General features: G+C 71.7%; 25 protein-coding genes. 15 read left to right on the forward strand and 10 right to left on the reverse strand.

The genetic code is table 11. The features are described from left to right. Nucleotides 1–84 precede the first annotated feature (84 nt). Complete coding sequence (gene rhaI / locus OHB41_RS41470; protein ID WP_266705045.1) at nucleotides 85–1,245, reverse strand: L-rhamnose isomerase; 1,161 nt, start codon at nucleotides 1,243–1,245, stop codon at nucleotides 85–87. Nucleotides 1,246–1,553: 308 nt separating this feature from the next. Between rhaI and OHB41_RS41475 the strand changes: the two genes are divergently transcribed. From OHB41_RS41475 to sigJ, 9 genes are all read left to right on the forward strand, one after another. Beyond that, nucleotides 1,554–3,071: a sugar ABC transporter ATP-binding protein gene (locus OHB41_RS41475; protein ID WP_266705047.1), complete on the forward strand. Its 1,518-nt coding sequence runs from the start codon at nucleotides 1,554–1,556 to the stop codon at nucleotides 3,069–3,071. A 28-nt stretch (nucleotides 3,072–3,099) separates the two neighbouring features. After that, on the forward strand, nucleotides 3,100–4,140 hold the full coding sequence (locus OHB41_RS41480) for an ABC transporter permease (protein WP_266705049.1): 1,041 nt from the start codon (nucleotides 3,100–3,102) through the stop codon (nucleotides 4,138–4,140). Next, nucleotides 4,133–5,125, forward strand: coding sequence for an ABC transporter permease (locus OHB41_RS41485; RefSeq protein WP_266705051.1), 993 nt, complete (start codon nucleotides 4,133–4,135; stop codon nucleotides 5,123–5,125). The genes OHB41_RS41480 and OHB41_RS41485 overlap by 8 nt, the downstream gene beginning before the upstream one ends. A gap of 29 nt (nucleotides 5,126–5,154) precedes the next feature. Next, entirely contained in the window at nucleotides 5,155–6,237 is a 1,083-nt protein-coding gene (gene rhaS, locus OHB41_RS41490; protein ID WP_266705053.1) for a rhamnose ABC transporter substrate-binding protein, read from the forward strand. 18 nt (nucleotides 6,238–6,255) lie between these two features. Continuing rightward, nucleotides 6,256–6,576, forward strand: a complete 321-nt coding sequence (locus OHB41_RS41495) for an L-rhamnose mutarotase (protein WP_266705055.1) — start codon at nucleotides 6,256–6,258, stop codon at nucleotides 6,574–6,576. A gap of 268 nt (nucleotides 6,577–6,844) precedes the next feature. After that, nucleotides 6,845–7,870: a LacI family DNA-binding transcriptional regulator gene (locus OHB41_RS41500; RefSeq protein ID WP_266705057.1), complete on the forward strand. Its 1,026-nt coding sequence runs from the start codon at nucleotides 6,845–6,847 to the stop codon at nucleotides 7,868–7,870. Nucleotides 7,871–7,991: 121 nt separating this feature from the next. Then, nucleotides 7,992–9,293, forward strand: coding sequence for an alpha/beta fold hydrolase (locus OHB41_RS41505; protein ID WP_266705059.1), 1,302 nt, complete (start codon nucleotides 7,992–7,994; stop codon nucleotides 9,291–9,293). A gap of 46 nt (nucleotides 9,294–9,339) precedes the next feature. Beyond that, the gene (locus OHB41_RS41510; protein ID WP_266705061.1) at nucleotides 9,340–10,173 is read left to right on the forward strand and encodes an enoyl-CoA hydratase/isomerase family protein; all 834 of its coding nucleotides are present in this window, start codon (nucleotides 9,340–9,342) and stop codon (nucleotides 10,171–10,173) included. A 158-nt stretch (nucleotides 10,174–10,331) separates the two neighbouring features. After that, entirely contained in the window at nucleotides 10,332–11,225 is an 894-nt protein-coding gene (gene sigJ / locus OHB41_RS41515) for an RNA polymerase sigma factor SigJ (protein ID WP_266705063.1), read from the forward strand. 3 nt (nucleotides 11,226–11,228) lie between these two features. Here the strand turns inward: sigJ and OHB41_RS41520 are convergent, their stop codons facing one another. After that, nucleotides 11,229–12,104 carry an SDR family oxidoreductase gene (locus OHB41_RS41520; RefSeq protein ID WP_266705065.1) on the reverse strand — a complete coding sequence of 292 codons (876 nt, stop codon included), beginning with the start codon at nucleotides 12,102–12,104 and terminating at the stop codon, nucleotides 11,229–11,231. Nucleotides 12,105–12,277: 173 nt separating this feature from the next. On the opposite strand from OHB41_RS41520, the gene OHB41_RS41525 reads away from it, so the two are divergent. Then, complete coding sequence (locus OHB41_RS41525) at nucleotides 12,278–13,132, forward strand: pentapeptide repeat-containing protein (RefSeq protein ID WP_266705067.1); 855 nt, start codon at nucleotides 12,278–12,280, stop codon at nucleotides 13,130–13,132. Here the strand turns inward: OHB41_RS41525 and OHB41_RS41530 are convergent. Continuing rightward, on the reverse strand, nucleotides 13,094–14,578 hold the full coding sequence (locus tag OHB41_RS41530) for a cytochrome P450 (protein WP_266705069.1): 1,485 nt from the start codon (nucleotides 14,576–14,578) through the stop codon (nucleotides 13,094–13,096). The genes OHB41_RS41525 and OHB41_RS41530 overlap by 39 nt on opposite strands. Before the next feature lie 108 nt (nucleotides 14,579–14,686). Here OHB41_RS41530 and OHB41_RS41535 point away from each other — a divergent pair, with 108 nt between their 5' ends. Next, nucleotides 14,687–15,304, forward strand: coding sequence for a TetR/AcrR family transcriptional regulator (locus OHB41_RS41535; protein WP_266705071.1), 618 nt, complete (start codon nucleotides 14,687–14,689; stop codon nucleotides 15,302–15,304). 99 nt (nucleotides 15,305–15,403) lie between these two features. Continuing rightward, entirely contained in the window at nucleotides 15,404–16,129 is a 726-nt protein-coding gene (locus OHB41_RS41540; protein WP_266706523.1) for a DUF2470 domain-containing protein, read from the forward strand. On the opposite strand, the gene OHB41_RS41545 is transcribed toward OHB41_RS41540, so the two are convergent. The 4 genes from OHB41_RS41545 to OHB41_RS41560 form a co-directional block, all read right to left on the reverse strand. Then, complete coding sequence (locus tag OHB41_RS41545; RefSeq protein WP_266705073.1) at nucleotides 16,097–17,314, reverse strand: lactonase family protein; 1,218 nt, start codon at nucleotides 17,312–17,314, stop codon at nucleotides 16,097–16,099. The two genes, OHB41_RS41540 and OHB41_RS41545, sit on opposite strands and share 33 nt — an antisense overlap. A 113-nt stretch (nucleotides 17,315–17,427) precedes the next feature. Then, a complete protein-coding gene (locus tag OHB41_RS41550) occupies nucleotides 17,428–18,462 on the reverse strand; it encodes a hypothetical protein (protein WP_266705075.1) in 1,035 nt (344 codons plus the stop codon). A 53-nt stretch (nucleotides 18,463–18,515) separates the two neighbouring features. Beyond that, nucleotides 18,516–19,775: an FUSC family protein gene (locus OHB41_RS41555; protein ID WP_266705077.1), complete on the reverse strand. Its 1,260-nt coding sequence runs from the start codon at nucleotides 19,773–19,775 to the stop codon at nucleotides 18,516–18,518. Nucleotides 19,776–20,004: 229 nt separating this feature from the next. Next, nucleotides 20,005–20,619 (reverse strand): CGNR zinc finger domain-containing protein, encoded by a 615-nt coding sequence (locus tag OHB41_RS41560; protein ID WP_266705079.1) that lies wholly within the window; start codon nucleotides 20,617–20,619, stop codon nucleotides 20,005–20,007. A gap of 121 nt (nucleotides 20,620–20,740) precedes the next feature. Here OHB41_RS41560 and OHB41_RS41565 point away from each other — a divergent pair, with 121 nt between their 5' ends. The 3 genes from OHB41_RS41565 to OHB41_RS41575 all read left to right on the forward strand — a co-directional run bounded on the left by OHB41_RS41565 (nucleotide 20,741) and on the right by OHB41_RS41575 (nucleotide 23,459). Then, nucleotides 20,741–21,742 (forward strand): quinone oxidoreductase family protein, encoded by a 1,002-nt coding sequence (locus OHB41_RS41565; protein WP_266705081.1) that lies wholly within the window; start codon nucleotides 20,741–20,743, stop codon nucleotides 21,740–21,742. Nucleotides 21,743–21,932: 190 nt separating this feature from the next. Then, nucleotides 21,933–22,865, forward strand: a complete 933-nt coding sequence (locus tag OHB41_RS41570; RefSeq protein WP_266705083.1) for an NADP-dependent oxidoreductase — start codon at nucleotides 21,933–21,935, stop codon at nucleotides 22,863–22,865. Nucleotides 22,866–22,979: 114 nt separating this feature from the next. Next, nucleotides 22,980–23,459, forward strand: coding sequence for a MarR family winged helix-turn-helix transcriptional regulator (locus OHB41_RS41575; protein WP_266705085.1), 480 nt, complete (start codon nucleotides 22,980–22,982; stop codon nucleotides 23,457–23,459). A 165-nt stretch (nucleotides 23,460–23,624) separates the two neighbouring features. On the opposite strand, the gene OHB41_RS41580 is transcribed toward OHB41_RS41575, so the two are convergent. From OHB41_RS41580 to OHB41_RS41590, 3 genes are all read right to left on the reverse strand, one after another. After that, on the reverse strand, nucleotides 23,625–24,350 hold the full coding sequence (locus OHB41_RS41580; RefSeq protein WP_266705087.1) for an Atu4866 domain-containing protein: 726 nt from the start codon (nucleotides 24,348–24,350) through the stop codon (nucleotides 23,625–23,627). Between the two features lie 226 nt (nucleotides 24,351–24,576). Further along, nucleotides 24,577–25,974, reverse strand: coding sequence for an amidohydrolase family protein (locus OHB41_RS41585; RefSeq protein WP_266705089.1), 1,398 nt, complete (start codon nucleotides 25,972–25,974; stop codon nucleotides 24,577–24,579). Nucleotides 25,975–26,305: 331 nt separating this feature from the next. Then, nucleotides 26,306–26,701: a hypothetical protein gene (locus OHB41_RS41590; protein ID WP_266705091.1), complete on the reverse strand. Its 396-nt coding sequence runs from the start codon at nucleotides 26,699–26,701 to the stop codon at nucleotides 26,306–26,308. Nucleotides 26,702–26,749 lie beyond the last annotated feature (48 nt).

Raw genomic sequence — 26,749 nt, forward strand, 5'->3', positions numbered from 1 at the left:
CGGCGGGTCCCGGGCGGCCGCACGGCCGGCGACCTGCCGGCCCCGGCCTGCCGCCGGGGTCACCCGGCGGACGCGACACGGCGGCTACGCCCCCCACCCGGCCTGCTGTCCGCCCACCCGCTCCGCGGCGATCTTCCCCGCCCACCCGGAACGGTGGTACGCGGCCACCGGGTCACCGTCCAGGCCGAGCTCCTCGCGGACCTCGCGCAGCAGCGGCCGTACGTCGGTGTTGTACGCGTCCATGATCACGGCGTTCGCGGCGAGCACGTCACCCTCGCGCTGGGCGGCAGCCAGCGCGTCCCGGTCCACGAGCAGCGCCTTGGCGGTGGCCTCCTGCACGTTCATCACCGAACGGATGATCGCGGGGATCTTCGCCTCGATGTTGTGGCACTGGTCCAGCATGAACGCCACGTCGGGGGTGAAGCCGCCGCCGCGGATCACCTCGTACATGATCCGGAAGAGCTGGAAGGGGTCGGCGGCGCCCACCATCAGGTCGTCGTCCGCGTAGAAGCGCGAGTTGAAGTCGAAGCCGCCGAGCTTTTGCTCACGCAGCAGCGTGGCGACGATGAACTCGATGTTGGTGCCGGGCGCGTGGTGCCCGGTGTCGACGACGACCTGTGCCTTGGGGCCGAGCTTGAGGCAGTGCGCGTACGCGGTGCCCCAGTCCGGCACGTCCGTCGCGTAGAAGGCGGGCTCGAAGAACTTGTACTCCAGGAGCATCCGCTGGTCGTCCCCGAGCCGCTCGTAGACCTGGGCGAGGCTCTCGGCCAGCCGGTCCTGGCGCTCGCGGATGTCGTCCTGGCCGGGATAGTTCGTGCCGTCGGCGAACCAGAGCTTCAGGTCCTTCGAACCCGTCGCGTCCATGATGTCGACGCACTCGAGCAGGTGGTCGAGAGCCTTGCGCCGCACCGTCGCGTCCGGGTGGCAGACGCTGCCCAGCTTGTAGTCGTCGTCCTGGAAGGTGTTGGAGTTGATCGTGCCCAGCCGCAGGCCGCGCTCCTCGGCGTACTTGGCCAGGGCCGCGTAGTCGTCGACCTTGTCCCAGGGGATGTGCAGCGCGACGGACGGCGCGGCACCGGTGTGGGCGTGCACCTGGGCGGCGTCGTCCAGTTTCTCCCGCGGACTGCGCGGCACGCCGGGCTGGGCGAACACCTTGAAGCGGGTTCCCGAGTTCCCGTACGCCCACGACGGCGTCTCTACTGCCTGGGTCTTGAGTGCGGCCTTCACCGCGGCGAGCTCGGTCACTTCGGGGCTCCTGTGACTTCGGGTGTGACGTCGGGTCTGAGCGACGGCGACTTCGGTCCGGACGGCTTCGATCTGAACAGGGGTGGTCTGAAACGATTCAGAACGCTGAAGCTATGAGCACCCCGAAAGGCTGTCAACCCCCTCGGCAAAGACCGCTCTCCGTGACTCGGTTGTGACCTTTGGCTATCGAGAATTTCGACCCGAACCCATTGACGTGACCTGGGCTACATGCCTAACGTCCCGGCAACCTAGTTGAAACCTTTCACGACGTCGTGAGGCCTCTCCGCCCGCGTCGTTGAGGAGCTCCCATGACCCACCGGTCCGACGCGGGTCCGGCCCCCGTACTGGCGCTGGAGGACATCTCCAAGTCCTTCGGCGCGGTGCGCGCCCTGCGGGACGTGTCCCTGGAACTGTTCCCCGGCGAAGTGCACGCACTCGCCGGTGAGAACGGCGCGGGCAAGTCGACCCTCATCAAGACGCTCGCCGGCGTGCACCGACCGGACGCCGGCCGGGTGCTGCTGGACGGCGAGCCCACTGTCTTCCACGGTCCCGCCGACGCCCGCGACGCGGGTATCGCGGTGATCTACCAGGAGCCCACGCTCTTCCCCGACCTGTCGATAGCCGAGAACATCTTCATGGGCCGCCAGCCCCGTCGTGCGCTCGGCCGCATCGATCACAAGGCCACCCACGCGGCGACCGCCGGTCTGATGAAGCGCCTCGGCGTCGAGCTCGACCCCGAGCGCCCGGCGCGTGGACTGTCCATCGCCGACCAGCAGATCGTCGAGATCGCCAAGGCGCTCTCCTTCGACGCCCGGGTCCTGATCATGGACGAGCCGACCGCCGCCCTGACCGGCAGCGAGGTCGCTCGCCTCTTCGGGGTCGTGCGCACCCTGCGTGAGCAGGGCTCGGCGGTGCTGTTCATCTCGCACCGGCTGGAGGAGATCTTCCAGATCTGCCAAAGGGTCACGACCCTGCGCGACGGTGCCCTGATATCCAGCGAGCCGCTGGAGGGCATGACGGAGGACGACCTCGTACGCCGGATGGTCGGCCGCGACCTCGACGAGCTCTACCCCAAGCAGGACGTCGAGGCGGGCGAGATCGCCCTCAGCGTGCGCCGCCTGACCCGCGAGGGTGTCTTCACCGATGTCTCCTTCGACGTCCGGCGCGGTGAGATCGTCGGTCTCGCCGGGCTCGTCGGCGCGGGCCGTACGGAGGTGGCGCGGGCCGTCTTCGGCGTCGACCGCTGGGACGCGGGGGAGGTGGAGGTCGACGGCAGGTCGCTCACCAACGGCGCGCCCTCGACGGCCATGTCCGCAGGCCTCGCCCTCGTCCCCGAGGACCGCCGCGCCCAGGGCCTGGTGATGGACATGTCCATCGAGCGCAACATCGGTCTGACCGGGCTGCGTACGACCGTCAGGGCGGGCCTGATGGACCGGGGCGCCGAGCGCAGCCGGTCCCTCGACTGGGCGGTCAAGCTCCAGGTGAAGTACGCCCGGCTCGCCGACACCGTGGCCACGCTCTCCGGCGGCAACCAGCAGAAGGTCGTTCTGGCCAAGTGGCTCGCCACCGGCCCCAAGGTGCTGATCGTGGACGAGCCGACGCGCGGAATCGACGTGGGCACGAAGGCCGAAGTACACCGGCTGCTCAGCGAGTTGGCCGCGGACGGCGTCGCCGTCCTGATGATCTCCTCCGACCTGCCCGAGATCCTCGGCATGGCCGACCGGGTCCTCGTGATGCACGAGGGCCGGCTCACCGCCGAGATCCCGCGCTCCGAAGCCACCGAGGAATCCGTGATGGCCGCAGCGACCGGGAGGGCCGCCGCATGACGACGACCGACACTGAGAGGGCCGCCGCATGACGGTGACCGCACCCAACCCCGCCCCCGCCGCCGAGGTCCCCCGGTCGAGCGGCACCCGGCTGGTGGACCGCGTCTTCAAGATGCGCGAACTCGCCATCCTGGTCGTCTTCCTGGTGATGATCGCCATCACCCAGATGGGCAACAGCCAGTTCCTGTCCGAACAAGGCATCAAGGACCTGCTGTTGAACGCGACCATCCTGGTGCTGGTCGCCACCGGCCAGTCGCTGGTGGTGATCACCCGGAACGTCGACCTGTCGGTCGGTTCCACGCTCGGCATCAGCGCCTTCGCGGCCGGCACCTATCTGCAGGGCGGCGGAAACCCCGTCGTCGCGGTGGTCCTCGCGGTGCTGCTCGGCATCGGCTGGGGACTCGTCAACGGGCTGCTGGTCAGCCTCGGCCAGGTGCCCGCGCTCGTCGTCACCCTCGGCACGCTCTACATCATCCGCGGCATCGACTCCATCTGGGTCGGCTCCCGGCAGATCACCGCGGCCGACCTCCCGGGCAGCTTCGTCGACTTCGGCTCCGGCGGCATCTCGGCGGTGCCGTACCTCGCGCTGATCGCCCTGGCCGTGCTGCTGGTCACCGCCTACTACCTCAAGCACTTCGGCAGCGGACGGGAGTTGTACGCGCTCGGCTCCAACCCCGAGGCCGCGCGGCTGGCCGGCATCCCGGTCCGCAAGCGGATCCTGACCGCGTACGTCGTCTGCGGCGGCCTCGCCGGCCTCGCCGGCGCCCTGTACCTCGCCCGGTTCGGCAACGTCGACTCCGGCACCAGCACCGGCTACGAACTCACCGTCGTCAGCGCGGTGGTGGTCGGCGGCGTCGTCTTCACCGGCGGTTCCGGCAGCGTCTACGGCGCCGCGCTCGGCGCGCTGCTGCTCACCTCCATCAACAGCGTGCTGCCCGCGCTCGGCGTCAGCTCCGTCTGGGTGCTCGCCATCAACGGCGTCCTGCTCATCCTCGCCATCGCGGTCGACCGGATCGTCGCGCTGCGCGTGGCCTCCGCACTGAAGAAGAGGAACGCCCGCCATGGCTGACTCGCCCCTCGCGCGCGCCGTCCGCTGGGACACGGTCGTCGGCGCCCTCCTCATCGTCCTGCTGCTGTTCTCCTTCGGCTTCGTCGACGGCTTCGGCAACGCACTCAACTTGTCGTTCCTGATCGGCAACACCCTGCCCATCGCGCTGATCGCGCTGCCGATGACCCTGCTCGTGGTGGCCGGGGAGATCGACCTCTCGGTCGCCTCCACGGCCGGTCTCTCCGGCTCGGTGATGGGCGCCCTGTGGAACCAGGGCATGACGATCGAGACGATCATCCCGCTGTGCCTGCTGCTCGGCGTGGTGTGCGGGCTGGTCAACGGCCTGCTGGTGACCCGGCTCGGACTGCCCTCCCTCGCCGTCACCATCGGCACGCTCGCCGCCTACCGGGGCATCGCGCAGATCGTGCTCGGCTCGGACGCGGTGACCGACTTCCCCACCCAGTACCAGGACTTCGCGGCCGGGCGCATCGGGGACACCTTCGTCCCGCAGGCCTTCCTGCCCTTCCTGGTGCTCCTCGCGATCGCCGTGGTCGTCCTGCACGCCACCCCGTTCGGACGCTCGGCCTTCGCGGTCGGCGCCAACGAGGAGGCCGCGCGTTTCGCCGGTATCCGGGTCAAGCGGCAGAAGCTGATCCTGTTCGTCGCCACCGGCTTCATGGCCTCGCTGACCGGCATCTTCTGGGCGCTGCACTACGCCAGCGCCCGCTACGACAACGCCACCGGCCTCGAACTCTCCGTCGTCGCCGCCGTCCTGCTGGGCGGCATCGACTTCGACGGCGGCAAGGGCACGCTCGGCGGCGCGATCGCGGGAGTCTTCCTGCTCGGCGCGCTGCAGAACGTGATGAGCCTCTCCAATGTCTCCGCGCAGTCGCAGATCGTCGTCACCGGCGTTCTGCTCGTCGTCTCCGTGCTCGGCCCCCGGGTCGCGCGGCAGATCTCCGTAGCGAGGGCGGGCCGCAGAGCCGCCTCGACTCCGACCTCGTAACCGCCCACCCTCGTAAAGGAACTTCCGCCATGCGCAAGTCAACGATCCGCCGCACCTGCGTGGCGCTCGCCGCCGTCACCTCGCTCGCCCTGGCCGCCACCGCCTGCGGTGGCACCACCAAGAAGGACGTCAAGAGCGACAGCGGTTCGAACGCCACGGCCGGCAAGGCCGACCCGAACGCAGCGACCAAGAAGGGCCTGACGGTCGGGTTCCTGCCCAAGCAGGTCAACAACCCGTACTTCACCTCCTCCGACAAGGGCGGCGAGAAGGCGCTGACGGAGCTGGGCTCCAAGTACAAGGAGGTCGGCCCCAGCAGCGCCACCGACACCTCCGGCCAGGTGAGCTACGTCAACACGCTCACCCAGCAGCAGGTCGACGCGATGGCCGTCTCCGCACAGGACCCGGGCGCACTGTGCACCGCGCTCAAGCAGGCCATGAGCAACAAGATCAAGGTCGTCACCTACGACTCGGACACCAAGCCCGAGTGCCGCAACGCCTTCGTCTCGCAGGCCAGCGCCGAGGACCTGGGCCGCACCGAGGTGCAGCTGCTCGCCGAGCAGATCGGCTACAAGGGCGAGATCGCGATCCTGTCCGCCGCGCAGACCGCGACGAACCAGAACACCTGGATCGACTTCATGAAGGACGAGCTGAAGGACCCCAAGTACAAGGACGTCAAGCTGGTCAAGGTCGCCTTCGGCAACGACGACGCCCAGCAGTCCTTCCAGCAGACCCAGGGCCTTCTCCAGGAGCACCCGAACCTCAAGGGGATCATCTCCCCGACCACGGTCGGCATCAAGGCCGCGGCCCAGTACCTGTCCGGCTCCAAGTACAAGGGCAAGGTCAAGCTGACCGGCCTCGGCACCCCCAACGACATGCGCAAGTACGTCAAGAACGGCACCGTCGACGGCTTCGAGCTGTGGGACCCGGCGAAGCTCGGCGAGCTCGCCGCCCGCACCGCCGTCGCGCTGGTGTCGGGACAGATCAGCGGCAAGGAGGGCGAGACCTTCAAGGCCGGCGACATGGGGTCCTTCACCATCGGCAAGGACGGCGTGATCAACCTGGGCAAGCCGACCGTGTTCGACGCGAAGAACATCGACCAGTTCAACTTCTAGGTCCCCGGAGGGTCCTTGATGCAGCGTGTGTGCTTTCTGCTGAAGGTCCGGGCGGACCGCCTCGACGAGTACCGCGAGCGGCATGCCGCCGTGTGGCCCGAGATGCTTCAGGCGCTCTCGGCCACCGGCTGGCACAACTACTCGCTGTTCCTGCGCGAGGACGGGCTGCTGGTCGGCTACGTGGAGACCGAGGACTTCGCGGCCGCCCGGGCCGGCATGGAGGCCACCGGCATCAACGCCCGCTGGCAGGCGGAGATGGCGCCGTTCTTCGAATCGCTGGACGGCGCCAGACCCGACGAGGCGATGACCCCCCTCACCGAAGTCTTCCATCTTGCCTGACCAGGAGCCCCGCACATGAGACGACGCACGCTCCTGACGACGGCGCCGGCAGGCACCGTCCCGGGTCCCGGTCCCGCCGGCACACCACGGGCCGCCGGCCCGGGCCCCGTCACCGCCGCCACGCACCAGGGGAAGGCCTGCGGCACGCCGCCCCGGGCCCTCCACGTCGTCGTGTCCCGGTTGCCCGCATGAGCGCCGGTCCCGGAGGACACGCGGGTAATGTGAAGGCCCGCCCGCCGCTTCTCGTTTACCTGGAGGTTCCTGCCTGATGGCTCAGTCGGTGGGTATCAAGGACGTCGCCCGCGCCGCTGGAGTCTCCGTGGGCACGGTCTCGAACGTGATCAACCGCCCGGACACCGTGGCCTCCGAGACCCGGGCGCGGGTCCAGTCGGCCATAGACCGGCTCGGCTACGTCCGCAGCGAGTCGGCGCGCCAGCTGCGGGCCGGGCGCAGCCGGATCATGGGCCTGCTCGTCCTCGACATGGGCAACCCCTTCTTCGTGGACGTGGCGCGCGGCGCCGAGCGGGCCGCGCGGGACGCCGGGCTCGGCGTGATGGTCTGCAACAGCGCGCAGAGCGCGAGCGAGGAGGCCGACTACCTGTCGCTCTTCGCCGAGCAGCGGGTCCGCGGGGTGCTGCTGACCCCCGCCGACGCGACGGGGCGCAACATCGAGACCTTCCGCCGCAACGGCATCCCCTTCGTACTGGTCGACCGGGTCGCCGAGGGCACCACCGAGTGCTCGGTCTCGGTCGACGACGTGGCGGGCGGCGCGCTGGCCGTACGTCATCTCGTCGACGCAGGCCACCGCTCGATCGCGTACGTCAGCGGTCCGCCCGGACTGAACCAGGTCACCGACCGGCGCACCGGCGCGCTGAACGCGCTGGCCGAGGCAGGGCTGCCGCCCACCGCCCTCAGGGAGCTGCCGACCGAGCGCCTGGACGTCGCCGCGGGCCGTGACGCCGGCGCCCGGCTGCTCGGCCTGGCCGTGCGCCCGACCGCCGTCTTCTGCGCCAACGACCTGCTCGCACTCGGTGTCCTGCAGGCCATGTACGCGGCCGGCGTCGGCGTCCCCGACGACCTCGCCATCGTCGGCTACGACGACATCGAGTTCGCCGCCGCCGCGGCCGTCCCGCTCACCTCGGTGCGCCAGCCCGCCATGACGATGGGCGCCCTCGCCGCCGAGCTGCTGCTGGAGGAGACGGAGGCCGAGACGGCCCCGGTGCCGCACGAACACCGCCGGGTGGTGCTCCAGCCGGAGCTGGTGGTACGCCGTTCCAGCCTGTCGGCGCGCTGATCCTCCCCACCCGGTGCTGAGCCGCTGTTCAGTACGGTTTCTTGATCCCCGGGCTCGGCCGGCCCGGGAGCATGTGTTCAACTGGGACGCAGCCTGGAATCCGTACGTCTGGGGAGTCCCGTTGACCGTCAGCTACCGCCAGCCCGGTGTCGTCCTCACCGACCACCGCTTCACCGTGCCCCTCGACCACGACGACCCGGCGGGGGAGACCATCCAGTTGTTCGCCCGCGCGGTCGTCGCGAGCGAGAAGGCGCACCAGGACCTCCCCTGGCTGGTCTACCTCCAAGGCGGCCCCGGCTTCGGTGCCAACCGCTTCGTCGGCAAGCAGGCCTGGCTCGGCCGTGCGCTCAAGGAGTTCCGGGTCCTGCTGCTCGACCAGCGCGGCACCGGCCACTCCACGCCCGCCAACCGCCAGACGCTCCCGCTGCGCGGTGGTCCGCGCGCCCAGGCCGACTACCTCACGCACTTCCGCGGCGACTCCATCGTCCGTGACTGCGAGGTCATCCGCCCCCGGCTCACCGGCGGCGCGCCCTGGACCGTACTGGGCCAGAGCTTCGGCGGCTTCTGCGCGGTGAACTACCTCTCGACGGCCCCCGAAGGCCTGCGCGCGGTCCTGATCACCGGCGGGCTGCCCGCGCTGGACGCGCACGCGGACGACGTCTACCGGGCCGCGTATCCCCGTATCGAGCGCAAAGTGGCGGCACACTACGCGCGTTACCCCCAGGACGTGGAGCGGGCCCGGCAGATCGCCGAGTACCTCGTGCGGCACGAACCGGTCCTGAGCGGCGGCGACCGCCTCACCGTCGAGGCCTTCCAGTCGCTCGGCATCCTTCTCGGCGGCAGCGAGGGCAGTCACCGGCTGCACTACCTCCTGGAGGAGGCCTTCGTCCGCACCCCGCAGGGACCGGCTCTCTCCGACGCCTTCCAGGAGGAGGTCCAGGGGCTGCTCTCGTACGCGGGCCACCCGCTGTACGCGCTGATCCACGAGGCGGTCTACGGGCAGGACGACCGGCCCACCGCCTGGTCGGCCGAACGGGTGCGCGCCGAGTTCCCGCAGTTCGACGCGGCCAAGACACTCGCGGACGACGGGCCGCTGCTGTTCACCGGCGAGTCCGTGCACCCTTGGATGTTCGACACCGACCCCGCGCTGCGGCCACTGCGCGAGACCGCCGAGGAACTGGCCGCCCGCACCGACTGGCAGCCGCTGTACGACCCCGCCCGCCTCGCCGCCAACGAGGTCCCGGTGGCCGCGGCGGTCTACCACGACGACATGTACGTCGACACCGGGCACGCGCTGCGCACCGCCCGCGCCATCGGCGGTCTGCGCACCTGGGTGACCGACGAGTTCGAGCACGACGGCGTACGGGCCGGCGGGCCTCGTGTCCTGGACCGGCTGCTGGCGTTGACGCGCGACGAGGTCTGAGGTCCCCTACGGTCTGACGGGTTGTCAGAACCGAGAGGGGACCTGGATGATCGACACCTTGCGTACCGACGTCCCGGAGGGTGAGGAGCGCTTCCGCCTCGACGTGGAGGACGGGATCGGCGTCCTCACCCTCTGCCGTCCGGGCAGGCTCAACGCGTGGAGCTGGGAGTCGACACGCCAACTCGGGCTGCTGGCCGACCGGATCCGCTTCGACGAGTCGGTCCGGGTGGTCCTGCTGCGGGCGCAGGGGCGGGCCTTCTGCGCGGGCATCGACGTGACGGCACCGGGCGGCGCGATCGAGGGACGCTCGGACGCGGAGCGGGCCCGCAACTACTACGAGGGGATCCGCTGGGCGCACGAGCGGTTCGCGGTCTTCGCGGGGCTGCCGCAACCGGTGGTCGCGGCCGTCCAGGGACACTGCCTGGGCTTCGGCTTCGAACTCGCGCTGATGGCGGACCTCAGGATCGCCGCCGACGACGCGGTGTTCGCTCTGCCGGAGGCGCGGCTCGGGGTCGCCGTCGACGCGGGCGGAGATCTGCGCATCGCGCGGGAGGCGGGGGCCGGGTGGGCGAAGTTCCTGGCCCTGACAGGGCGTTCACTGGACGCCGTCACCGCCGAGCGGCTCCGTCTCGTGCAACTCGTGGTCGCCCGCGACGAACTGGACGCGGCCGCCCGTGCCGTCGCCGCCGAGATCGCGGCGAACGCGCCGCTCGCCGTGCGCGGCATCAAGCGCGACATCGACGCGTACGCCGACGCGGGACTCGCGGCGGCCTTGGACCGGACCGCCGGATCGGCGGCGCTCACCCTGGCCTCCGAGGACTCCCGCGAGGGATACGCGGCGAAGGCCGCGCGCCGCGTGCCGCGGTTCGAGGGGAAGTGACCGGCGTGCTTTGATCGGACGCGGCTCCGAGCCGCGTCCGGCCCGGCAACGGCCGGAGCGGGCACGGCGACCGGTTCCGTGCCGCGTCCGGCGCCCGGCCCGGCCCGGCCCGGCGAACGGTGCCGCACGGGGTCGCGTGCGGTGGGGAAGGGGGACGGGTGAGGGACGACGAAGAGCTTCTCGCCGAGCGGTTCGAGGAGCACCGGGGCCGCCTGCGAGCGGTGGCCTACCGGATGCTCGGCTCGCTGAGCGAGGCCGACGACGCCGTGCAGGAGACCTGGCTCAAGCTGAGCCGGACCGACGCGGCCGGCATCAGGAACCTCGCGGCCTGGCTGACCACCGTGGCGGGCCGGGTCTGCCTGGACATGCTGCGCTCCCGCGCCGCGCGTCGTGAGGAGCCCATGGACACCTACGTCCCCGATCCGGTCGTGAGTCCCCTGGACCGGGTCGATCCCGAGCAGGAGGCACTGCTGGCCGACTCGGTCGGGCTCGCCCTGCTCGTGGTGCTGGAGACGCTGGAGCCCGTGGAGCGGCTCGCGTTCGTGCTGCACGACATGTTCGCGGTGCCCTTCGACGACATGGCGCCCGTCGTGGGCCGTTCCCCGGCCGCGACCCGTCAGCTCGCCAGCCGCGCGCGACGCCGCGTTCAGGGGGCCGCCCCGGAGTCCGAGCCGGATCTCGGCCGGCAGAAGGAGGTCCTCGACGCCTTCCTCGCGGCCTCACGCGCGGGGGACTTCGAGGCACTGGTCGCCGTCCTCGACCCCGAGGTGGTGCTCCGCGCCGACTCCGGTGCCCTCGTCGGCGGCGCGGCCGCGTCCAAGCTGGTGCGCGGTGCCCGGACCGTCGCCGGGCAGGCGCTCCTGTTCCGGCAGTTCGCGGACTCCTCGCGGCTCGCGCTGGTCAACGGTGCGATCGGCGTCGTCACGGCGCCCGGGGGCCTCCCGCTGGCGGTCATGGGCGTCACCGTCGCCGACGGGAGGATCGTCGGGATGTACATCCTGTCCGACCCCGAGCGGCTGGCGCGGCTCGACCTCACCCCGTTCGGCGACTGACCGTCAGCCGGTGAAGGGGCCGAGCCCCAGCTGGTCGCGCACCGGTACCACCGGTGCGCCGACAAGCCCCCTGCGCTGCCAGTTCGCACCGTCCACCACCAGGGTGTGGCCGGTGATGAAACGGGCGTAGGGGGAGGCCAGGAAGGTGGCGGCCCAGCCGAGTTCGCGCGGCGCGCCGACCCGCAGCGCGGGCTGTCGCGCGTCGTGCGTCCCGGCCCGGTCCAGCGCTCCCCGGATGTCGGCGGTCATGTCCTCGTGCGGCATCAGACCGGGCACCAGCCCGTTGACCTGGATGCCGTACGGGCCCCACTCCACGGCCAGGGTCTCCACCAGGTTGCGCACCCCCGCCTTGGCCGCCGCGCTGTGCGCGTATCCCGGGCCGCCGGTCCAGGCGTACGAGGCGCCGACGTCGATGATCGAGCCGGGTGTGCCCGCGGCCAGATGTCGGCGGCCGAACTCGCGCGTCATCAGGAAGGTCCCGGTGAGGGTGATGTCGACGACCGCCCGCCAGGCGTTCGGCGTCATCTCCTCAGCGGGCACGGGGAAGTTGGCGGCCGCGTTGTTCACCAGTACCCCGGGCAGCGGGCAACCGTCGAAGACCTCGGTGATGCGGTCCGCGTCCCGTACGTCGCACACCGCCGTCGCCACCCGGGTGCCCAGCCGGGCCAGCTCGGCGCGGGCGGAGCGCAGATGCTCCGGGCCGCGGCTCACCAGCAGCAGATCGGCGCCGAGCCGCGCGAACTCCGCCGCGATCGCCTTGCCCAGCCCGGTGCCGCCGCCGGTGACCATGACCAGCGTGCTGTCGTACGTTCCGGGCGGGAGCGCGCTCGCGCCGAGCGGGGGAGGGACGGGCAGGCCGGGCGGGAGTGTGTCGTCCATGGCCGCCTCGATACCCCGTGCGACCGAAAACCTCCAGAGCCGAGGCGTTCCTGTGCGTCCCGGTCTCCGGCGGACGCCCCCACCGCAGCCGCTCGCCCGGCCCTCCGGATCGGTTGCCGGTCATGTCATCGGCCCAGTTCAGGCCGTGGTTCGCGGGTCAGTAGGCTGGGGGCATGCAGGAAGACAGCGGAACAGCCACGGACCGGCTCCTGGAGCTGCGGGCCGACTGCGGCGAGTGCTTCGGGCTGTGCTGCGTCGCGCTGCCCTTCGCCCGTTCGGCCGACTTCGCGATCGACAAGGACGCCGGTAAGCCCTGCCCGAACCTGGCGGCCGACTCCCGGTGCGGCATCCACACGCGGTTGCGTCAGAAGGGCTTCACGGGCTGCACGGTGTACGACTGCTTCGGCGCCGGGCAGAAGGTGTCCCAGGTCACCTTCGGCGGCCAGGACTGGCACTCCGTCCCGCGGGAGCGCGCCCGGCAGATGTTCGACGTGTTCCCGGTCGTCCGTCAGCTCCACGAACTGCTCTGGTACCTGAACGAGGCGCTGACGCTGCCCGCGGCCGGCCCGGTGCACGCCGACGTCCGCCGTGCGCTCGTGACCACCGAACGGCTGACCCGCCTGACCCCCGGAGAGCTGGGGGAGCTGGACGTCGGTGCGCACCGGCAGGACGTCAACGTGCTGCTGCTGCGTGCCAGCGAACTGGTGCGGGCGGGAGCCGGGCGCGGGAAGAACGGCGGGAAGAAGGACCGCCGGGGCGCCGACCTGATGGGCGCCCGTCTCAAAGGCGCCGACCTGCGGGGTGCGGACCTGCGCGGCGCCTACCTCATCGCCGCCGACCTCACGGGTGCGGATCTGCGCGGCGCGGACCTGATCGGCGCCGACCTGCGGGACACCGATCTCACGGACGCCGATCTGACCGGGGCGTTCTTCCTGACCCAGCCCCAGGTGAACGCGGCCCGGGGCGGCGCCGGCACCAGGCTGCCGCGGTCAGTCGGCCGACCGGATCACTGGACGTCCCGGCACTGAGCCCGGTGCCGGCGCCCGCTCCTCGAGGTGCAACCGCAGTCCTTCCGGCATCAGGGTCAGTCGTTCGGCGATGCGAAGCCGGTAGTCCGGCTCGGGGCGCAGTTCGTAGCGGCGCAGCAGCAGCCCGAGGACCAGCGTCGCCTCGTGCAGCGCGAACTGACGGCCGATGCAGGCGCGGGCGCCGGTCCCGAACGGCTTGAAGGCGTGGCCGGGCCGGGACCGCACGGCCTGCGCGTCGAAACGGTCCGGATCGAAGGCCTCGGCATCGGCTCCCCAGACGTCCGGATCGCGGTGCAGCATCGCCGTCAGCACCAGGGTCCACGCCCCCCGCCGCATCGGGTGGACGCCGCCCAGCACGGTGTCCTCCCGGGCCTCGCGCGCGAAGGCGGGCGCCGTCGGCCACAGCCGGAGCGACTCGTCGAGGATCCGGCGCACGTACCGCAGCTTGGCGACCTGGTCGTAGCCCGGCCGGGGCGTGTCGCCCCAGACGCGGTCCACCTCGGCCCGGGCGCGGGCGGCGATGCCGGGGTGCCGGGAGAGGTAGTGCAGGGCGAACGAGAGCGCGCCCGAGGTCGTCTCGTGACCGGCGACGAGGAACGTGATGACCTGACGGCGGATGTTCTCGGGCGTCAGCCGCTCCCCGGTCCCGGGGTGCGCGGTCTCCAGCATGCGGTCGAGCAGGTCCCCTTCGCCCGAGGTGCGCTGTCGGGCCGCCACGACCGCGTCGACCGTGCGGTTGAGGTAGGCCATGTCCGCCGCGTTGCGCCGGGTGGCGCCTCGCAGCACCACGGGTGCCAGCGGCGCGGGGAGCACGTTGAGGCGCTGCGCGTAGGTCAGGGTGCCGACCATCGCGGTCACGAAGGGGTGGGGTCGGGTGCGTTCGAAGGAGCCGAAGTCGTGGCCGAAGCCGGTGCGGGCGATCGTCTCCAGCGTCAGTTTCGTCATGTCGGCGGGCACGTCGACCGTGCGTCCGGCCGTTCGCTCCCGGTCCCAGCGGTCGGTCAGCCGCTCGGCGACGGCCAGCATCATCGGGTGGTAGCCCTCCATGGCCTCGCGGCTGAACCCGGGGGCCAGCACGTCGTGCGCGAGTTGCCAGTTCGGCTCGTGGTTGTAGGCCGTGAACAGCCCGTCCCCCGCGACCGGCCGGAGATTGGCGACCCCGAGCCCCACGTGCTTGGCGAACCGGGCCTCGTCCGCCAGTTCGGCCGCGAGCTTCGCGCCCCACACGAAGACGATCTCCTTGCCGAAGGCCCTGCGCCGGAAGATCGGGCCGAGCTGCCGCCCGAAGCGCATCGAATCCTGCAACGGGGAGCGGACGTTGGAGCCGATCACATCCCCGACGACCGGGATCCGGTACGGCGGATGCGGGATGCGGCGCAGCTCCGGCCAGCCCAGCTCGGCACTGCGGAACCCCTTGGGCAGTGCGGCCCCTGTCGTCTCCGCCATCACGCGATCTCCCTTGTGCCTGCGGCCGTTCGGCTCTGTTGTACGCGGGTTCAACAGCGGATTCCAGTCTGTTCCCGTTGCTGAACCGACGTCAAGTAAGGTGCGGACATGGCCGGGAGTCGGGGGGAACGGGAGGAGCGCACGCGCCGTCGGCTCAGTAGCGCGGAGCGTCGGGAGCAGCTTCTTTCGGTGGGGGCGCGGCTGTTCTCGGAGAGTCCGTACGACGACGTGTGGATCGAGCAGGTCGCCGAGATCGCCGGTGTGTCGCGCGGTCTTCTGTACCACTACTTCCCGACCAAACGGGACTTCTTCGCCGCGGTCGTGGAGCGCGAGAGCGAGCGCATGCTGCGCATGACGGCGGCGGTGCCCGGGGTCGCCGTGCGGGAGCAGCTCGGTGCCGGGCTGGACACCTTCCTGGCGTACGTCGAGACCCATGCCCACGGCTTCCGTGCCTTCCATCGTGCCGACGCGGCCGGTGACCAGGCGGTGCGCGCGGTCTACCGGCGGGCCCTGGCCGCCCAGGAGCGGCAGATCCTGGAGGCGCTCGCGGCGGACCCGGACTTCGGCCGCGCGGCCGTGGAACGGCCCGAACTCCGGATCGCCGTGCGCGGCTGGCTCGCCTTCACCACGGCCGTGTGTCTGGAGTGGCTGCGGGGAGCGGAGCTGACGCGGCAACAGCTGCGCGATCTCTGCGCGCGGGCGCTGCTGGGCGCGATCGCCTCGTAGCCCCTGGGGGTGACATGGCTGCGGCACGGTTGGCGCACACCCGGATCTTCGATAGGTTAGGCAAGGCTTACCTAAATGGAGGTTGGGATGGGTGACCGAATGGGTGACCGTCATGTCTGGACGGCCGCGCCCGCCGTTGCCGAGCGCGGCCGCTCGGTGCTCGCCGCGGCCTGGTCCTGCGCGGTGACCGCCGAGGGCGGCCGGGAGGAGCTCCTCGGCGCGCACACCGTCGCCGCGGACGGCAGGGTCCTCCTGCACGTGCCGGACGACAGCTCGCTGCTCGCCGCCGCCATCTGCGCGCCCCGCGGCGAGCCGTCGGCCGTCCTGGAGTTCGCGGACGTCGCGCCCGTTCCCGTACGCCGCCGGATCCGTACCCGCCTCTGGATGGCCGGCTGGTTCGTGGTGGGGGAGGGACGTCTGGAGTTCCAGGCCTCACGCGTCGTGCTGCGCGACGCGTCCGGCGCCGTCGTGGTCCGCCTCGACGAGTTCGCCGACGCCGTCCCCGATCCGCTGGCGACGGCCGAGGCCGCCCTGCTCACCCACCTCGCCGACGCGCACCCCGACGCCGTCGAGCGGCTGACCCGCCTCGTCGAGCCCGAGAGCCTGCACGGCGCGGTCCGCGTCCAGCCGCTCGCCGTCGACCGGCACGGCCTGACGCTGCGCATCGAGCGGGCGCGGGGCGACGGCGATGTGCGCCTGCCCTTCCACGCACCCGCCGACGACGTCTCCCAGCTCACCGAGCGGATGCATGTGCTGCTCACGCAGGCGAGCTCCATCACCCGCCCTCGTGCGCTACAGCGGCAGCGCGCAGACGGCGACCGGTGACGCGAACGGCTCGCCCGCGAGCCGGAGGCCGCCGCTCGCTCCGTCGACATGGAAGACGCTGACCGTGCCGGAGCGCTGATTCGCCGCGAACAGCAGCCGCTCGTCGGGCGAGAAGGCGATCTGGCGCGGGAAGTCGCCGCCGGCCGGCACGGTGTCCAGGAGCCTCAGCCGGGCGCCGTCCGCCTCGACCGCGTAGCGCGTCAGACTGTTGGCGCCACGATTGGCCAGATAGGCGTACGCGCCGTCAGATGTCACCAGGATCTGCGCCGGGTAGTTGGTGCCCGTCCCCGTACCCGTGGACTGCGGGTCCCCCGGCGTGAGCCGCCCGCTCGTCCGGTCGTACCCGCAGACCACGACCGTGTTGTCCACCTCGTTGGCGAGGTAGGCGAAGCGGCCTCCGGGGTGGAAGGTGAGGTGGCGGGGGCCCGCGCCCGGACGGGTGTGCGCCTGGGACACCTCGGCGAGAGTGCCCTTGGACGTGTCCAGACGGTAGCTGTAGACGGTGTCGGTGCCCAGGTCGACGGCGAGGACATGGCCGGCGTCCGGGCCGGTGAGGAACTGGTGGGCGTGCGGCCCCTGCTGCCCGGGGCCGGGAGCCGGGCTGGAGTGCGTGACCAGATCCGTGCGCTCGCCGATCGCGCCCGAGGCGTCGATGGGGTGCACGGCCACACTGCCCGAGCCGTAGTTGGCGCTCAGCAGCCAGCGCCCGCTCGGGTGGACGGACAGGTGGCAGGGGCCCGAGCCTCCCGTGCCACGGGTGCCGAGCACCTTGTTGCCCGCGAGGCGTACGGCCGTCACCCCGCCCTCGGGCCGCTCGTCGACGGCGTACAGGGTGCGGCCGTCCGGATGCACGGCGAGGTACGAGGGGTCGGCGACGCCGGTGACCGTGCCGGTGGCCTTGACGGCGCCCGTGACGGGGTCGTACGTGGCCAGTCCGATCCCCTTCCCACCCCCGTCGACCGAGGTGTACGTGCCGACGAACAGGGGCCGGACGGTGGGAGCGGATGAGCCGCCGGTCGGGTGTGAGCCGACGGTGGGCGCCGTCACGGCGTCCGCGGGCTCGGCGCGGGGCGCGGCCGGCGCGGGCAGTGCCGTCGCCGCGACGGCTCCCGTCAGCGCTCCGACGAACCGGCGCCTGCTCCAGCCGCCGCCCGCGCCGCGCGCCGGTTCTGCACCACTGCTCATGCCTGCACCTCGGGTGTCGGTCGCCTCAGCCGTGACACCCACCATGACGTGCGACACCCGTGCGGTGCAAAGACGGCGCGGGACGTTGCACGGTACGCAACGCGCACCGGTTCCTACCAGTCACCGTCCGCGACCGGTTTGCCCGGTGCGTCCCCGAGCGGAATCACCTGCTCGGGCGAGGGCGTCTGCCAGGGCTCGTGGTCGGCGCCGAGCCACTCGCCGACCGGCCGCACCGCGCCCAGCGTGTCGGTGGGGGCCACGTCCCCGGCGTCCTGGTCGTAGTACTCGAACCAGGGCAGCCCGGCCCGGGTGTAGGCCGCGCGGTCCACGGGTGACGGCGGGGGTTCCTCGCCCGTGACGCGCCGCCACTCGGGGGGCGTCACGAGGTGGACGAACACGCGGCCCGGCTCCGCGGCCCAGGCGTCGAGCGGCCGGTCGGCCGGATAGATCTCCTGACGCATCGAGCCGCCCACACCGAGCCCCATGGCCGGCGCGCTTCTCGCACGGCCGGCGGCGGGAGCGGGGGCCGGCACGCCGCCGGGCGCCGGGGGAGCGGCCCCGTAGCCGGACATGGCCCCGGCCGACCTGCGGGTCCCGGCCCGGCGGCGCTCCTGCTCGCGCCACTTCGCGAGCTCCGCCGCACGGAGGGGGAACGACTGCAGCTGGATGCCGCCCCACACCTCCTCACCGGTCACCTGGCCCTCGACCGTGGCCCCGAGCCCGAGGGGCACGGCCACGAACTGGCGGACCTTCCCCTTGCCGGAGTTGATGCCGTCGAGCCACGGCTGACGCGGCAGCACCACGTGGTTCTGCGGGTCCAGCGCAAGCCGCGGGCTCCAGGGGCTGCCCGAGATCGCGCACACCTTGCCCACCCCGACCTGCAGTGCGGCCGGTTCCGTCGAGCCCGCGAAGCTCAGCCACATGGCCTCGCGCAGATGGACCGGCAGCATCACACCGCCGCGCGCACGCCATGCGGCGGGCACGGTGTCCGCGTGGTCCTCGACGCGGCGCAGGGGGAACTCTCCGAGGCCGGGCGGCAGTCCGTGCGTACCCGTCTCGGGCAGGCGCAGCGTCCGCATGAAGCGGATCCGCACACCCCCCGGCAGCAGGAGTGAGTTCCCCTCGATCCGTACGGCGCCTTCGGTCATCCGCGCTCCCCCTCGTCGTCGGCGCCACGCCTCCCCGGCGTGGCACGGGCTTCCTACAGAGAACGTCGCGAGGCCGCCGGACGGTTCCGGCTGCGGCGCGGCAGCGGGACGCGCAGGTATTCCCGCAGACGGGTGAGGTGAGGCCGGCGCTCGCGCTGCTCGCGCGCGCCGCGGTCGAGTTCCTCCATCAGCCGCCGCGAGCGGTGCTCCGTGTCGAGCTCGTCCAGGATGCGGTTGACCTCCGTGAGGACGGCGCCGTGCAGCTGCCACTGACGGGCGTCCCGCTGGACCCCGTCGAGCAGCAGCTGGGCGAGTTTGTCGCGGGTCGCCGACGCCGTGGTCAGCTCCGCGGCGAGCCGGGTCTCCGCCGACTCGGCGCTGTGGCTGACGTCCGTGGTCACCAGGACGGCGAAACTCACCACGGCGTCGGCGACCTCGCTCAGCAGCTGCTCCAGCACCGCACCCACCTGCGGTTCGAACAGGGGCTCGGGATCGCGCTCCTTGGCGAGGTCGGTGAGGGTGCGCGCGAGCACCCGCAACACCACCGTGCAGATCTCCAGCGTGTCGAGTCCGGTGCGCAGCACGATCCGGTGCAGCAGGCCCTCACGGACGCGGGGATTGAGTTTCAGGCTGTCCTCGGCCTGCCGCAGTGCCGCGTCCACCCCGACGATGTCGTGGTCCAGGCGCCGCGCCTCGTGCAGCCGGGCGGTGGCGTGCTCCACGGGGGTGCGACCCGCCGCCTCCTCGCCCATGCGCAGCATCAACTGGCGTACGCGCCGTGCCAGGTCCTCGATGGACTGGCCGGCCGCGCCCACCCACACGGGGGGAGCGAACAGCAGATTGCAGCCGAGCCCGACCACCGCGCCGATCAGCGTCTCCAGGACCCTGGCCCAGGCGGTGTCCCCGACCCGGGTCACGCCGAGGACGAGCATGGCGCTGATCGCCACCTCGGGTACGAACTCGCTGACCCGCACCAGGTGGCCGACGGCCAGCGAGGCGAGGATGAGCAGGGCCAGGCTCCACCAGGTCAGCCCCACGAGCAGGCTGAAGCCGATGGCGACCATGACGCCGGCCACCACGGAGTTCACCCGGCGGATGCCGGTGGTGAGGGTGGAGTAGAGCGTGACCTGTACGACGAGGAGCGCGGTCAGCGGGGCGGTGAGCGGTGCGGGCTCGGGGCTGAGCCGGACCGCGATCACATACGCGATGCTCGCCGCCGCGGCCGACCGCACCGACTGGACGACCACGGGTTCCTGGTGCCACTTCCGGAACTGTGGTCCCACCACGGCCCACACACCACGTACGTCTCGCATCCTTGGCCTTTTCCCCTTTCGTCCCTGTACCGAACGTGCTGATCGAGGACTGTAACTGTCCGCAACGAAGCCAAATTTGTCGTCGCCGGGCCCCTTCCCTGATCTGTCCCGCCGACGCACCGACCGCCGACGCACCGACCGCCGACGCGCCGGCCATCGGCGCGCGCGTGTCAGGGGTACGCAGGCTCGCGGGCCCCACGGTCGCCGGGCGGGTGGAGACGACTCTCCCTCACCGGGGGGAGGCGGCGCGGCTGCGGGACCGGTAGCCGGCCACCTTGGCGAGATTGCCGCAGCGGTCCATGGAGCACCAGCGGCGGCGGCGGGCCTGGGAGTCGTCCAGGAAGAGCAGGGAGCACGTGGGGTTCTCGCACTCCTTGACCCTGCCCAGCAGGGGGCCGCCGATCAGGAGGACGGCGTCCCGGGCCACGGTCGCCAGAGCCGCGGGGCCGGGACGCGCGGCGGTCCAGCGCAGGGGCGGCCGCGGGCCGGCGTACGGCTCGGCGAACTGGGGTGCGAGGTCGGGCAGAGCCGCCGCTTCGTTCACCCGCGTGACGTCGCCCGGGTCCGCCGCCTCTTCGAGCATCGCGGCGCGTACGAGGCGGTAGACGGCCTCCCGCAGTGAGCGGGCGTGGCCGAGATCGGCCTCGCTGATCCGCACCGGCCCGTCGTCCGTTCCCGTGTGCAGGCCCGCCTCGGTGATCCAGCGCGCGAGGGCCTCGGGGTCCGGGAGCCGTTCGAGCGGCGTGTCGTGCCGTTTGCCGAGCGTGGCGACGAAGTTCAGGGCGGGTCGTCCGCCGATGAAGGGGAACGCCGTCTGCGGCTCGGGGGCGGGGGCTGAGGACATGGCCCGAGTCTAACGCCTTGACACCAGTTCATGAGGTGTCGCACAGTGACACCACTTCAACCGGTGTCACTGGGCGCGCCGTCCGGCGCGTGGGGCTCCGGTACGTTCCGAGGGAGCAGGTATGCGTGCGGTGCGGATCGAGGAGTTCGGCGGGCCCGAGGTGCTGGTCCCGGTGGAGGTGCCGGACCCGGTCGCGGGCCCAGGTCAGGTGCTGGTGCGGGTCGCGGCGGCGGGGGTGAACCGGGCGGACGCGCTCGTGCGGGCCGGGGTGTACCACCGGGCCGGCCGTCCGCCGCTGATCCCGGGCGTCGAGGCGTCCGGCGTCGTGGTGGCCGTGGGGGAGGGGGTGACCGGAGTCGGGGTCGGACAGCGGGTCATGGCCCTGGACGGGGTGAACGCACCTGGTTTCTACGCCGAGTTGGCCGTCGTACCGGCCGAGCGGGTGACCGTGCTCCCGGACGGCGTCGAGCTGACGCAGGCCGCCACCCTGCCCGTGGCGTGGCTGTCCGCCTGGTACTGCCTGCTCCGTCTGGCGAAGGTGACCAAGGACGACACCGTACTGGTGAAGGCCGCCGCGAGCGGGGTGGGCAGTGCGGCCGTGCAGATCGCGGCCGGTGCCGGCGCCCGTGTCATCGCGTCGGCGGGCTCACCGGAGAAGACCGCCTGGGCTGCCGGGTTCGGTGCGCACGACATCCTCGACACCTCCGTGCACCCCGACGACGCCGAGGTCGACGAGGTGCTGCGGCTGACCGGGGGGCGGGGGGCGGACATCGTCCTGGACACCGTCGGCGGCCCCGCCTTCGGGCGGAGTCTGCGCGAGGTCGGCCACGGCGGACGGGTGGTCGCCCTCGCCAACGTGGCCCTGGAGCCGAGCGTCGTCGACACCCGTGACTTCTATCCGAAGAACGCGTCCGTCCTCGGCTTCCAGCTCACCAACCTGCAGATCCACGGCTACGACCCCCGCGCGGACCTGCGGGAACTCGCCGAACAGGTCGCGGCGGGCCGGTACCGGGTGCCGGTCGAGGCGGTGTTCCCCCTCGAACGGGCACGTGCCGCGCACGAGCGTCTGGAGCGGAGGGAACACCGGGGCAAGATCGTGCTCGCCGTTCACGACGGGGTGTGACTCGGGCGGACGCGCCGTCCGGAACGGGCGCGGGCGCGTGGGGCGTCGGATGACGTCGGCACTGTTGACACTTCAACAATAGACTCTATTGTGGATCCATCAACAAACGTCCTGGTGTGACCCGCCCCCGAGACGGAGGGGCTCACAGTCCTGGCCCGCACCGATGTGGGACACCCTCAAGGAGAACCCCATGAAGGCACTGGTCGCCCGCTCCTACGGGCCCGTGGAGAATCTGACCCTCTCGGACGTGCCCAAGCCCACGCCCGGACCGGGCCAAGTCCTGGTCCGCACCGAGGCGTCGGCGCTGAACGCCATCGACCTCGCCCTGGTCACCGGAGCGGTCAAGGATCATCTGCCGATCCAGCACCCCTTCGTGCCGGGCGTCGACGTCACCGGCGTCGTCGAGGCGGTCGGCGAGGGCGTGTCCCGCTTCGGTGCGGGGGACCGCATCCTCGCCTGGAACGGCGTGCCTTCTGGCGGCCTCGCCGAGTACGCGCTCGTCGAGAATGCTCCTTCCGCCGCCCTGCGCCCGGCCACGCTGGGTCCGGCCGAGTCGGCCGCACTCCCGACCGCCGCGCTCACGGCGGCCGCACTCGTCGACGAAGCCAAGCCGCAGGACGACGAGAGGGTGCTCGTGGTCGGCGCCTCCGGGGGCGTCGGCTCCTTCGCGGTACAGCTCGCCAAGCAGACCGGCGCCAAGGTCCTGGCCACCGCGCGAGCCGACGAGGAGGACCTTCTGCGGCGGCTCGGCGCCGATGCGACCGTCGACTACATGAACTCCGACGTCACCGCGGAGGCTCTGCGCTGGGCCCCCGGCGGCGTCGACGTCGTGATCGATCTGACCCATGCGGGACCGGCGTTGGCCGGCGCCGCTGCCGCGGCGCGCCCGGGTGGCCGTCTGGTCTCCCCCTTGATGGGTCCTCCGGCCTTCGACCGCGACGTCACCGCCGTCTACACCGGCACCCGGACGCCTGCCGGGCGGCTCGAAGCCCTTGCGGCCCAAGCGGCCGAGGGACACCTCATCGTCGAGATCGGCGCGCGCTACTCCTTCGCGGATGCCGCGCAGGCACTGACCGACTACGCCCACACACACCTGCCCGGCAAGGTCGTCATCACCTTCTGACCTGTTCTCGGCGGCCTACCGGCTGCCGAGCCGGGCTGCGGCCCGTGACCGCGAGTACCGCCTCGAGGCCGCACACATTTTGTTGGCGTGTCAACTTTTTGATATCCTCGCAGCATGGGACGAGGGCAGTGGCTGAACGAGCAAGAGGCTCATGTCTGGCACTCGTTTCTGGATCTGCGCCGTCGCATCGAGTCCGTGATCAACCAGCAACTCAGCGAGGACGCCGGTCTGTCCTCGGTGGACTACGAGCTCCTCGTTCCCTTGTCCGAGGCCCCGGACGGGGTACTCCGATTCCGGGAACTGGGGCGCATGGTGGGCTGGGAACGCAGCCGCCTGTCGCACCAGGTGCGACGCATGGAGCAGCGGGGGCTCGTTCAGCGTGAGGACTGCGCCACCGACGCCCGTGGATTGATGATCCGCCTCACGCCGACAGGCCGTGCCGCCATTACGGCCGCCGCGCCGGAACACGTCAAGGTCGTGCGACGGTACTTCTTCGAGTCCCTCACCGAAGAAGAGGTGGCAACGCTGGCGGACGTCTACGACCGACTGCTCGCCAGGATCGATTCCGACGTGCCCGGCAGCGCTGCACCCTGACTCCTTGCTCCTTGCTCCTTGCTCCTTGCTCCTTGGTCCCTGGGACAGCCGTCCGGTCGAGGAGACCCGGACGACGGTGTGCGTCCGGACGGCGGCCGGGACGTCGACCGCGGTCGGCACCGCGACGGCGCCGGCCGGAGCTCCGTGACCGCGCCCAGCTCGGGGTCAACGCCGGGTGAAGCGATATCCGGCGTGGTGCAGGGCGCCGTCCTTGAACTCACCGAAGGCCCAGAAACCCAGGTCGTCCAGGTAGTCGATGCGCGTGCCGTCAATCCAGTAGCGGCCCTGATAGGCGCTCGGGCGGTCGCCGCGCGCCTCGTCGTAGCGTCCGTCGGGCAGCAGTTCCTGGCGTACGAAGTTGTTCTCCTCGACCCACATCCCCGTGAACGGGTGTGCCGGGTCGAAGACGGGCGCTTCGTTCGGTATGGCGGCGGCGGTGGTTTCTTCCAGAGGCCGGCCGTTCCAGAGGCGGACCCGGCCTCCGGTGACCAGGACGTCGAGATGCGTGCCTCGGGCCGGGACCGCGCCGACCGGGGTTCCGGGGGCGTCGGCCAGCTGGAGAACGGCGACGTCGGCGGCCTTGCCCGGAGTGAGAGTGCCGCTGTTGGCGGCCTCCGCGAAGTCGGTCGCGGCCGGCAGGACGACGGTGCCCGCACAATCGATGACGATCATGTTGTCGTCGCCCGCCGCCGTCAGCAGGCCAGGGCCGACTCCCACGATCAGTGAGCCGCCGATGAGGACGTCGGCTTTCTGCCAGTCGCCCATCAGCGGGTTTCCGGTGACGACCGCGCCGCCGGCCAGCAGGAGTGGCCGGCCCTGAGGGCTTCGCAACTCGCTCAGAACGGCGTCGTCGCGGCGCGGAGCCGCGGTCGTGGTGGTGGTGTCCGTCATGGTGGTTCCTCTGGTCGTCGGTGGGCCCGAGGCGCGGTCGACCTCAGGCCCCGCGGTCGGGGTCACGGCCGACGCGGTACGCGGCCAGGCCGTGCGGTTGCCGGGCGTACGTCATCCTTCTGCGCGGCCCGAAGGGCGCCGCGGCTCCGGGGCGTGGGCCGGTGCGAAGGCGCCCCGGGGTCCTGGCGACGCGAAGGGGCCGTCGGCGCTGAAGCCGAAGGGGCTCTCAGCCGATGGCGGAGGTGTTCAGGACGTACTCACGCGAGGCGTGCACCTGGCTGCGCAGAGCAGGCAGGTCGACGTCGAGAACCTGGCCGTTCCACTTCCGGGCGTCTCCGTTGATGAGGACGGCGGTGATGTTGCGGGCGTCCGAGCCCAACACGACCGTGGCGACAGGGTCGTTGAGAGGCATGTTGTTGAGGTCCTCGGCCCGGATGACCAGCAGGTCGGCCTTCTTGCCCGGGGTGAGTGAACCGGTCACCGCCTGGAGGCCGTTGGTGCGGGCCCCCTGCAGGGTGGCGAAGTCCAGCACATCGTGCGTGCTGATGCGTGAGGGCTGCTGGTCAGTGTGGTGGGCGGCGTTGACGGCGCGCATCCGCTGAATGGCGTGCAGGGCTCGCATCTGGGTGAACATGTCGCTCGACAGGGCCACTTCGACGTCGATGCTCAGTCCGGGCCGGATGCCGACGGCCAGGGCCTCGTCGACGGCGGGGATCGCGGTCTCCAGCCCGATCTGCGCGTCGGACGTGGGCGCGAGCGCCACGGTGGTGCCGGAGTCCCCCATCGCCTGCCACGCCTCGGCGCTGAGCCCCGTCGCGTGGATGAGGGTGACGTCCGGGCCGAGGATTCCTTCCTTGTTCCAGCGCAGCACGGCCCCGGACGACGCCATGCCGAAGACGGCGTCGACGCTCACGCCCACCCCCAGATCCTCGGCGATTCGGGCCAGTTCAGGCCCGTAGGCGAGGCCGGGTCCGGCGATCTCGTCGGTCGCGAGGGCGGCCACCCGCAGGGTCAGCAGGTGGTCGTCGCTGGTGAAGAACTGGTTCTTGAGCCGGGTCAGGTCACCGGGCCACTGCCGGTCCCAGTCGCCGAAGTGCGGGCCCATGGAGGCGTGCACGCCGCGGATGCCGGTGTCGAGGAGGGCCTGGACGGCGGCGTCGGAGTGCTCGGAGCTGCGGGAGTTGTGGGAGAAGTCGAGCATGCAGGTGATGCCGCTGTCGATCGCGGTCAGAGCGGCCAGCCGGGTGCCGACATACATGTCCTGGGGTCGGTAGACAGGGGCGTAGCCGGCCAGGGTGGTCGTCACGTAGCCGCCGAGGTCGTCGACGTCCGGCATGATCCGGCGCAGTTGAGCTTCCCAGGCGTGCCGGTGGGTGTCCACGAAGCCGGGGGCGAGAATCGCGTCGGTGGCGTCGACGACCACGGCGCCGTCCGCTCCGAGATCGCGTCCGACGGCGGTGATCGTGCTGCCTTCGACGAGCAGCTCACCGCCGGAGAGGACTCCGAGTTCCGGATCCATCGTGACGATGGTCGCGCCGGTGAACAGGATGCGTCGCTGCGGGTCGGCGGACTGCCGCTGCAATTGGTCGAGCACGGCGGCACTGGTGGTGTCGTTGACGTTCATGGGTGTCCTCTTCCTCGCCCAGAGGCGCGGTGGGCTTGTGCGCATCGGCTTGCGGACACCAGCGTCGACCGGGCTCACCGGGGTAGCCAGGCCGCGGTTTCCCCGGGTGCCGCACACCCACCTTCGCTGCGGGCGGGGGGCAGCCGGGGGGATCGAGGGCACGAGTCGCCGCGACGGATGACGTGGGATTCGATCAGCCGGACCGCCTTCTCGACTGGGCGAGATGCCCCCCCCACACCTCGCGGACCTCGCCTACGGATGCGCTTCCTCAGGCGCTTCAGGGGCGGGGTGAGCCACCTGGTGCCCTGTCACAGGGCGGACGGCGCGTCCCTCACTGCTGGACCCGGCACCGCCGGTCCGCCAGTGCTCGGGTCAGTTCGGCGTCGTACTGATCGGCGTCGAAAGAGAACGCTGGGGGCCGCACCGTGTCAACGGGCACCTGCCAATCCGACCACTCCACGATCCCGCCGTGACGCTGCACGAACACGGACAGGAAGCCACAGCACCCACCCGTGCACTCGGGCTCGCCCAGCACGACACGTCGCCCCCCGCCGGTCGCCCAGAGGGGGCCGTGACCGTCAGAGGGGAGCGCATCCTCGGCAAACGGGCCGTGGCCTCCCTCTCCGGCCGCCTCTGCCACCACGTCCTCGCCGTCGAGCCGGAACCGCAACTGGGCAGCCCACCGCCGGCCCGGCGGCAGCACACTGACCTCGAACCGATTGAACACCCGAGCACCCTACGGGCACTGGCCGGCACGGGTCTTTTCCCGCGACCG

Source organism: Streptomyces sp. NBC_01571 (genome assembly GCF_026339875.1).
Classification (GTDB): Bacteria; Actinomycetota; Actinomycetes; order Streptomycetales; family Streptomycetaceae; genus Streptomyces.